Annotated in this window: 2 protein-coding genes; both read right to left on the bottom strand. The window is 46.4% G+C overall.

Annotation, left to right across the window (positions count from 1 at the left end):
* Positions 1 to 4,073 (bottom strand): beta strand repeat-containing protein (locus C8D97_RS17810; protein WP_210204992.1); only part of this gene is annotated, 4,073 nt, incomplete at its 3' end.
* 584 nt (positions 4,074 to 4,657) lie between these two features.
* A partial coding sequence (locus C8D97_RS17805; RefSeq protein ID WP_146196181.1) for an OmpA family protein occupies positions 4,658 to 10,303 on the bottom strand: 5,646 nt, incomplete at its 5' end.

The following is a 10,303-nucleotide window of genomic DNA, read 5'->3' as shown; positions in this document are numbered from 1 at the left end:
GTCGCGGCGGTGTTGTTGTTGCCGGCATCGTCCGTCGCCACATTGGCGTTCACATCAAGAGTGACCGCGCCTTCGGCGGTGGGCGTAATGGTCGCGGTGTAGGTATTGCCATCCACGGCACTGAAGTTACTGACGCTGGCGTTGGTGGCACTGATGTCTCCGACCACAAAGTTGTTCACGTCTTCGGAGAACTCAAACGTTGCGGTAAACGCGGCGTTGCTGTCCGCCGGTACATTCTGAATGACCACACCCGGATTGCTGATGTCGTAGTTGGCAACAGCCTGTGTCGCAGCGGTGTTGTTATTGCCCGCATCATCGGTAGCCACCGATGCATTCACATCCAGGGTGACATTACCTTCGGCACTGGGAGTAATCAGTGCGGTATAGGTATTGCCATCCACGGCGGTAAAGTTACTCGCAGTACCATTACCCAACGTGATATCGCCCAACACAAAACCATTGACGTCTTCGCTGAATTCGAAGGTGGCGGTGAAGGCTCCACTGACAATGGCAGGAACATTTTGCAGATCTATACTGGGAGATGAAAAGTCGACAATAACCGACTGCTGAGTTGCAGCACTATTATCATTACCCGCTAAATCTTGCGCGATTGATGCGGCAATATTAATAACAACATTGCCCTCGGATACCGGTGAAATATTTGCCGTATAGGTATCACCATCCACCGCAATAAAATTATTCGCCGAAGCATTCGTTAACTGAATGTCCGAAAGTTCAAAATCAGTTACCACTTCTGAAAAATTGACTTCTAAAACAAAACTGCCATTCACTTGAAGCGGTAAATTCGTAAATGAAATTTGTGGTGCTGAAGTGTCAAACTGGGTACTCACTTCAACTGCCGCAGAATTATTATTACCGGCATCATCCGTTGCTAATGAAGCGTTAATGTTAAGAGTCACCATACCGTCAGCTGTTGGTGTGATTAAAGCGGTATAGGTATTGCCATCTACCACGGTAAAATCACTGGAAGTTGCATTAACGAGCGATATATCGGATCCAATAAAACCACTGACATTTTCAGAAAACTCGAATGTTGCGGTAAAGGCCCCATTCGTATTGGTGGGTACATTAAGAATCGAAACAGCAGGATTGCTGGTATCAAAGTTGCCGGTCACTTGCACCGCTGCGGTATTACCATTGCCAGCATTATCGTTTGCTACTGAGCTGCCCACACCTAGAGAAACATTCCCTTCTACCACGGGTGTGATCAAAGCTGTAAATGTATTGCCATCGATTGCAATAAAGTTACTGACATTGGCATTGCCTGCAGTAATATCGTCGACGGTAAATCCAGTGACTGCTTCGGTAAACTCAAAAGTAACCGTAACAGCAGAGTTAAACGCAGCCGGTAAATTTTCTATAGACACCTCTGGCTGTGTTAAATCGACAGCAATAACTTGTTGAACGGCAACATTATTGTCATTACCGGATAAGTCTTGTGCCACCGATGCAGCAACATCAATAAGTAAATTGCCTTCGGCAACTGGCGTGATAACCGCTGTGTAAGAATTACTATCAATGGTCGAAAAATTACTCGCACTGCCATTAGTCACTTGAATATCGGACAACTCAAATCCGGAAACGGCTTCGGAAAATTCAACCTCTAAAATAAACTCGCCGCTGATAACGGCAGGGATATTTAAATATGTAATTTGTGGTAAAGAAGTGTCGTAATTAACCGTTACTTGTGTTGCTGCAGCATTGTTATTTCCAGCAGAATCCTGTGCAACACTTGCGTTTACATTTAAAGTAACGGTTCCTTCTGAAGAAGGTGTAACGTCTGCCGTGTAAGTATTGCCGTCAATGGCAATAAAGTTTGTAGCAGTAGCATTAACCAGCTGTATATCGGACTGCGAAAAACCCGTGACATTTTCGCTAAATTCTAAAGTCACTGAAAAAGTAGAGTTAGTATTGGCTGGTGCATTTAAAATACTAACGGTTGGTACTGTTGCATCAAATAATGTTGATGCCTGACTAGCCGATGAGTTTGAGTTTCCGGCATTATCCTGCGCTACACCAGCGGCAACATTAATGGTAACGTTACCATCAACGGCTGGCGAAATAGTTGCCTGATAGGTATTGCCATCAACACTAATGAAATTGGAAACGCTCGCATTCGTTACTGAAATATCATTGCTATCAAACCCTGTGATGTTTTCACTGAACTCAAAGGTAGCAACAAAGCTACTGTTGGTTGTTGTGGGTACATTTTGAATAACAACCGAAGGCGTTGTTGTGTCGTAAGTAACATTAATCAAACTTGAAGCGGTATTGTCATTCCCTGCAGCGTCCTGTGCAACAGCTTCATTAATCATTAGACTAACAACACCTTCTGACACGGGTGTTATGGTTGCGGTATAAGTATTGCCATCAACAGCAACAAAGTTACTGGCCAGTGCATTGGTTAATGAAATATCAGCCACTAAAAAGTCAGAAACATTTTCATTAAATTCAAAGGTTGCAGTAAAAGAGCCGTTTGTTGCAACGGGTGCATTTTGTATAACCACTGCGGGACGCTGATTATCATAAGCAACGGTTGTTTGAAAACTGGTTACATTCCAGTTACCGACCAAATCTTGCACGGTGTAATCCGGTAGCGATACACCAATATCACCATTACCATCCGGGGTTATTAATAGCCGGTAGGTAGTTGTATTAATGGGCGTCACTAAATCAAGGGTTGCATTCGTCATCACCATATCACCAGGCGTAAACCCAACAACGGTTTCATTAAAGTCTACATCCAGATCAAAAGACGATAGATTAATGGCGTCCGGTTTTGTAACGTTTTGAATAAATGGCGATACCGTATCTTTTGTTGTAACAGCGACACCGGTTCCACCAATATTACCCGCCAAATCAGTTTGACTGGCCGATACCGACACTTGATTGATCCCGTCTGGAACAGCAGAAACATCAAACGTTGCGGCCCAACTGTTTGCAGTACATGCGACCGTTAACTCTGCGGGTAAAGCGCCGGTTATACCAACCGTTACCTGGCCATCACCTGTGATACAGGTTCCGCCTACGGCGAAGTTTGTCTCATTTAATAAAGAAACCACATCCAGTGCTAAAAGCGTCACAATAGGAGCGGTCGTATCAATGGTTAACTCGTTGGTCGTTAAGTCATTGGATGTATTACCTGCCGCATCAAAGCTTGTCACCGCCACTTCATTAACACCGTTTAAGTTAGGCACAAACAATCCACTTATTGGTGAAAGTGTTGCCGTGTTTACTTCCCAATACCCAACATCGGTTGCAACCACTTCATAGGTGGCACCAGCCAACAAAACCGTGACACTGGCAAATGCTTCAGCACTGCCATAAACAGTCGGTAATGCCTCATTCGTAAGGATTGAAGTCACCGTTGGTTCAACGGGTGCAAGTGTGTCAAGCTGTGTTTGATTTTCTAAAAGAAAATCATTATCAATATCACCATCAAGATTGAATATTCGCAGACCACCATCGGTTTCAAATGTAATATCAATACTGTCTGTGGGTTCAAAGTCTGTGCGCAGGGCATTTCTTAAACTGTCGGTAAAATCTTGAGTGGACGTAAACTGAAGTCGATCGGTAAGATCCGTCACACTAATTGTTGAGTCAGTTAGCACAACCAGTCCGGCTTCAACGGAATAAGCAGCAATATCGGATTTATTTAACAGTATTTTTTCGTTATCCGTCAGATCAACATCTTTAAATAAAATGCTCGGTAAAATGGTGATAGATGTACCAACATCGGTATTAATGTCGTACGTATCTGCCAAGTAAAACTCTAACGAAACTTCAGCAGTTGCAGTCCCCGTTGCGGTTCCATAATCAAATTCAAAGGTGGCATCATCACCATCGGTTCCTACCGCAAAACTAGCTCCAGATGTAATCGTATTGAGCCGCAAAACAACATCGACACTTTGCTGATTTATAACACCAACATCCTCCCATAAGGCACGATTACTTGAGAGTGTGGGGTTTGAAGGAAAAACTAATTCAGTTGATGCAAAAACAGGAGAAACAATGCCGATTACCAGCAAAGATAAAACACGAAAGTAAAACATACAAGATACTACCCAGACTTAAAATACCAGCCGAATAAATCAGCTAAAACACATTGTTGTGAATTACTTTTCGCGCAAACATATTTCGCCAAGAAAAACCAACAACCATACAACTGAAAATAATTAAAGTATATTTTTGAAAAATTACTTAATTTTTTTTGAGGTTTTTACAAAAAAAAGAGATATCTCACAGGCTGTGAGATATCTCTTACAAAATTATTAATGTGCAGCGAGTTATAAAACGTTATTTAAAAAATAATAATATTTCTCAAAGTAATAAGACATAAAAAAACAAAGAAAAAACATCTCACATTTGAGTTAACTTAAAAGCTCAAAAGAATAAACAACAGTTGTATACAATTTACAATGCAATACTGGCCATAAATAATTACCCATTTGCAGAAACGCTTAATTTTTCACAAATACCTCACTTCGAAATATTATCTATCTTGGTTTCAAGTATTATTAAAAATCTTTAGATTCATTTTTTAAAAACAAAGCCATTAAAATTATTATAAGCTGCTTTAAAACAGGCAAAAAAAAGCCTGCAGATGCAGGCTTAGTATTAATAGATAAAGCTGGTTTTATTGCTTTACATGAATTTCAACCCGTCTGTTTTGAGCGCGGCCTTCTGCGGTTTCATTAGTCGCAATGGGCTTGCTTTCACCGAGTCCTAATGATTCAAGGCGTGAAGCACTGATTCCTTGAGATACCAGATAATCCAGTACTGAAGCAGCACGTTGTTTCGATAATGACTCGTTATAAGACGCTTTCCCCTGACTGTCGGTATGCGCTTCTATACGAATATTTAAGTTGGGGTATTGCGTTAATGTGGCAACCACTTCATTTAATACAACTATCGAACTTTCCGTCAACTCTGCCGAATTAACTTTAAACTGAACGCCTTTGAGACTGCCTTTAAACAGTGCACAACCTTTTTCATTAACCACCGCGTTTGCGATACTGTCCGGGCATTGATCAACATCATCATTGACACCATCTTTATCACCGTCGAGCACTTTTGGTGCGACAGGAACAACAGGCACCACTGGCTTTGGCTCTGGTGCAGGCGGTTGAGTATTAACCCGTTGGCGTCGATGTGTTTCGCCGCCAAGATAAGCGCCCACCTGTAAAGACAGAGCTAATGCATCACGATCGTAACTGTCGAGATCGGCTTTTAAAAACCAGGTTTCTGACACACGCCAAATAGCGCCCAGCCCTAACGCCACTTGCACCGATGATTGCTCTTCAAATGGAATAAGATCACTGGTGGCTTTATTATTTATTTTCGACACACCACCTTTAAGATAAGCGTTCCAGTCACTGGAAGGATCACGAAAATAATAATTCACCATCACAGCCGGGATCTTATATTCGATACCCGGCTTGGCTACCATAGCTTCTATGATGGGATTGGCATTACCGAGACCAGCCATACCGGCATCCATATAACTGAATTCGGCACTCCACCTGGGTGCAAAGTGCCAACCAACATGCAATTTATACCCGTCACTTGATGTGTCGTTGGTGCTCCAACCACCGGCGGAACCTTCGGGATCAACATGGGTCATTGTGTAACCCAGCCCCAAGTACCAACTGTCAATAAAACGCCAGCTATCATCGTCTGCGTCATCTTCAGAATCAGGGGTGATTCGCCACTGAAAATCGCCCCCTTCAACAACACTGCGTGCTTTAAACGTTTTTTTGTCAGTATCATTTTGTTCGGCAAATAAAGCCGAGTTAAACCCAACTAATGAAAGGGCTATTGCCGTAAGACGAACGGGCAAACCCGAACGCCTTACTAACAATAATAGTCCCAGTCCAAATAGCCATACCATAGACATACTGCCTCCATTTCCAGTTACTGCGGTTTCTAATGCACCGGTATTTTGCTGCAAGTGATCCGATGTACCATCGCCATCGAAATCGCCAGCCTCCGTGTCGTCGGTTAAGCCATCGTTATCACTGTCGGTGTCACGGAAATCCGCATCGCCATCATTATCGGTATCGGGTACCGGTAACGTGTCGTTGTCGGTATTACCATTAACATCACCATCAACAATATCAATAAGGCCATCACCATCGGCATCGGTGTTGGCATCGATCACACCATCACTGTTGCTGTCCTGACTGGCATCACCACCGGCTTCTTCAAAATCAGTAAGCCCGTCGTTATCCGAATCAAGATCATGGTGGTCTGGCGTACCATCACCGTCACTGTCAGGGATGGTGCCGTCGATTAAATCATCCAGACCATCACCATTGGTGTCCATAAACTCATCCACTTGACCGTCACCATCGATATCAGCGTTTTCCGCTTCCATCACATCGGTGATGCCATCGTTATCGCTGTCGATATCGATATCGTCACGAATGCCGTCATTGTCGAAGTCTTCCGCCAGATAATCACTGGCATCGTTCATGCCGTCATTATCCGCATCAACAAAGTCGTCAATCACACCATTGTTGTCGGCGTCGGTTTCACCATTTTCGTAGGCGTCGGTCAGGCTGTCGTTATCACTGTCTAAATCAAGTGCATTGATAACGCCATCACCATCTGTGTCGAGTAATGCAGGTTCCAGATCATCATCTAAACCGTCATTATTGGTGTCGGTAATGCTATCCAGCTGTCCATCCTGATCCGTGTCGAAGTCAGCGCCACGAGTTTCAAGCACATCGCTTAAACCGTCGTTATCACTGTCCAGATCCAGATAGTTCACTATGCCATCACCGTCAGTATCGACTAACACATCATTTGATGTGTCGTGATGACCATCGCCATCGGAATCTGTGAAGTTATCCACGACACCATCGCCATCAATGTCGGTATTACCATTTTCTTGAGCATCGGTAAGACCGTCATTATCGCTGTCCAGATCGAGATAGTTAGGGATGCCGTCACCGTCGGTGTCGTCAGTGCCTTCGTCTTGATCAAGAACGCCATCGTTATCACTGTCACGATCTATCGAATCGTTGATGCCGTCGTTGTCACTGTCACCATTACCTTCTTCGGAGTCAGGTGTTCCGTCATTATCGCTGTCAGGATCCTGATAATCTGGAATGCCATCACCATCGCTATCGACATTGCCTTCATCGGCGTCAGAAATTCCATCACCATCGGAATCGGTATCCTGATAATCCGGAATACCATCGCCATCGGTATCACCGGTACCTTCTGTGCTGTCGTCGATGCCATCACCATCAGAATCGGTATCACGATAATCAGGAACGCCGTCACCGTCGGTATCACCGGTTCCTTCTGTGCTGTCGTCGATGCCATCGCCGTCCGAGTCAGTATCTTGCGAATCGATAATGCCGTCACCGTCAGTATCATTAGCGCCTTCCTCCGAGTCAGGAATACCGTCACCGTCTGAATCTTCATCCAGATAATTAGGCGTACCATCACCGTCGGTATCGGCAGTGCCTTCGGTGGCATCCGGGATCCCGTCACCATCGCTGTCGGTATCATAAGCATCACTGATGCCGTCACCATCGCTATCAACGGTGCCTTCGTCATCATTACTGATGCCGTCGCCATCGATGTCATCGTCCAGATAATCGGGGATGCCGTCGTTATCCAGATCACCGTTACCGGCGTCAGAATCGGGGATGCCATCGTTATTGGAATCCGCATCTAAATAATCTGGAATACCGTCGTCATCGGAATCCAACGCACCCTCTTCTGCATCCGCCAGGCCATCGCCATCACTGTCCAGATCCAGATAGTTAGGAATACCATCACCGTCGGTATCGGCGGTGCCTTCGGTGGCATCCGGTATACCGTCACCGTCGGAATCAAGATCCAGATAGTCAGCAATGCCATCACCGTCGGTATCGCCTGCTCCTTCAACACTGTCAGGAATGCCGTCGTTGTCACTGTCGGTATCGAGATAGTCCGCAGTGCCATCACCGTCAGTGTCTACATTCCCTTCAGCCGCATCGGACAGACCATCATTGTCACTGTCTGTTGTGGCATCCAGATAGGTCGCCGGGGTTTCGTCTGCATCGGCAATACCGTCGCCATCGCTGTCCAGATCCAGATAGTTAGGTACGCCGTCACCATCGGAATCCACAGTACCTTCGTCAGCATCGGATATGCCATCGCCATCACTGTCGGTGTCGAGATAGTCAGCGGTTCCATCACCGTCTGAATCGTTCACACCTTCGTCAGCATCGGATATACCGTCACCGTCGGAGTCGTTGTCCAGATAATCTGGCACACCATCGCCGTCACTGTCACCGGCACCTTCGGTGGCATCAGGAATTCCGTCGCCATCACTGTCGAGGTCAAGATGGTTACCGGTATTGTCGTTATCAAAGTCCTGTGAACTTTCAACACTGTCAGCAATGCCGTCACCATCACTATCGGTATCCAGATAATTCGGTGTGCCGTCGTTGTCGCTATCAATGATGCCTTCGTCGGCGTCAGCAATACCGTCACCGTCACTGTCCAGATCCAGGTAGTCGGGGATGCCGTCCAGATCACTGTCGTTCGCCCCTTCTTCAGCATCGGTGATGCCGTCACCATCAGAATCGGGATCCTGATAGTTAGGAACACCATCATTGTCGCTATCAACAGCGCCTTCATCAGCATCGGGGATGCCATCATTATCGCTATCACTGTCAATATAGTCGGCGGTGCCGTCATTATCCGTGTCGTTGGCGCCCTCTTCAGAGTCATTAATGCCGTCGTTATCGCTGTCGGGATCAAGGTAGTCCGCAACACCGTCATTGTCGGTATCGGTCAAACCTTCGATGGCGTCCGACAGTCCGTCACCATCGGCGTCCGAGTTTGCGTCGAGGTAATCTGGAATGCCGTTATTGTCAGCATCGTTGTTACCTTCATCGGCATCGGATATACCGTCGTTATCGGAATCAGCATCCAGATAGTCAGCTATTCCATCACCATCGCTGTCACCGCTGCCTTCTACAGCATCGGAAATACCGTCACCATCGGAATCGGTATCCAGATAATCAGCAATGCCGTCATTATCGGAATCGACTGTGCCTTCTACAGCATCATGAATACCATCGTTATCGGAATCGGTATCCAGGAAGTCTGGTGAAGTATCGCCGTCGCTGCTTTGTGCGCCTTCGTCAGAATCATTTATACCGTCACCGTCTGCGTCAGTATCCAGATAATTGGCAATACCATCGTTATCAAAATCTCCGGCGCCTTCGACCGCATCCGAAATGCCATCGCCATCGGAGTCAAGATCCACATAGTCGGCTGTGCCATCGTTATCCGTGTCAACCGGAACCGTTGGATCACTGCCTGCTTCCTGTGAATCGGGGATACCGTCGCCGTCAGAATCCAGATCGATAAAGTCGGCGTTGCCATCGTTATCGGAGTCAGTTGCTGTTTCTACCTGATCCGGAATACCGTCGCCATCACTGTCGTCATCAAGATAACTGGGCGTGCCATCGTTATCGTGATCCGCTGCGGTTTCATCGGCGTCGGGAACACCATCGGCGTCACTGTCTAAATCCAGATAATTTGATGTGCCGTCTGCATCGGAATCAACTGTGCCTTCCGTTGCATCGGAAATACCGTCACCGTCACTGTCCAGATCCAGATAATTTGGAATGCCGTCTTCGTCGTTATCGGTTTTACCCTCGGTGGCATCTGGTATGCCATCGCCATCACTGTCCGAATCCTGGAAGTTTGGTATGCCATCGTTATCGCTGTCACCAGTGCCTTCTTCGGCATCGGCTATGCCATCGTTATCAGCATCAGAAGCGTTATCAAGGAAGTCTGCAGTGCCATCGTTATTGCCATCAACAGTTCCTTCCGTGCTGTCGGGTATGCCATCGTTGTCACTGTCCAGATCGTGATAGTTAGGAATACCGTCGTTATCCACATCACTGGCGCCTTCGTCCAGATCGGAAATCCCGTCACCATCACTGTCCAGATCCAGATAATCGGCGGTACCGTCATTATCAAAGTCGATGCTGCCTTCGGTTGCATCGCCTATTCCATCATTGTCGCTGTCCTGATCCACATAATCGGCAATGCCGTCGGCGTCAGAATCCACACTGCCTTCAAAGCTGTCTAATAGCTGATCACCATCGGAGTCCAGATCCTGCGCGTTAATAACACCGTCGTTATCACTGTCACCGGCGCCTTCCAGGTTATCACTTAACCCATCGCCATCACTGTCATCGTCGAGGTAATTGGCGAGGCCGTCGCCGTCGGTGTCTTGCGCACTTTCGGTGGCGTCACTGATGCC

Origin of the sequence: Pleionea mediterranea, assembly GCF_003148745.1 — a bacterium.
Classification (GTDB): domain Bacteria; phylum Pseudomonadota; class Gammaproteobacteria; order Enterobacterales; family Kangiellaceae; genus Pleionea; species Pleionea mediterranea.
Note: the sequence above shows the minus strand (reverse complement) of the source record. Positions and strands in the feature narration are given on the sequence as shown.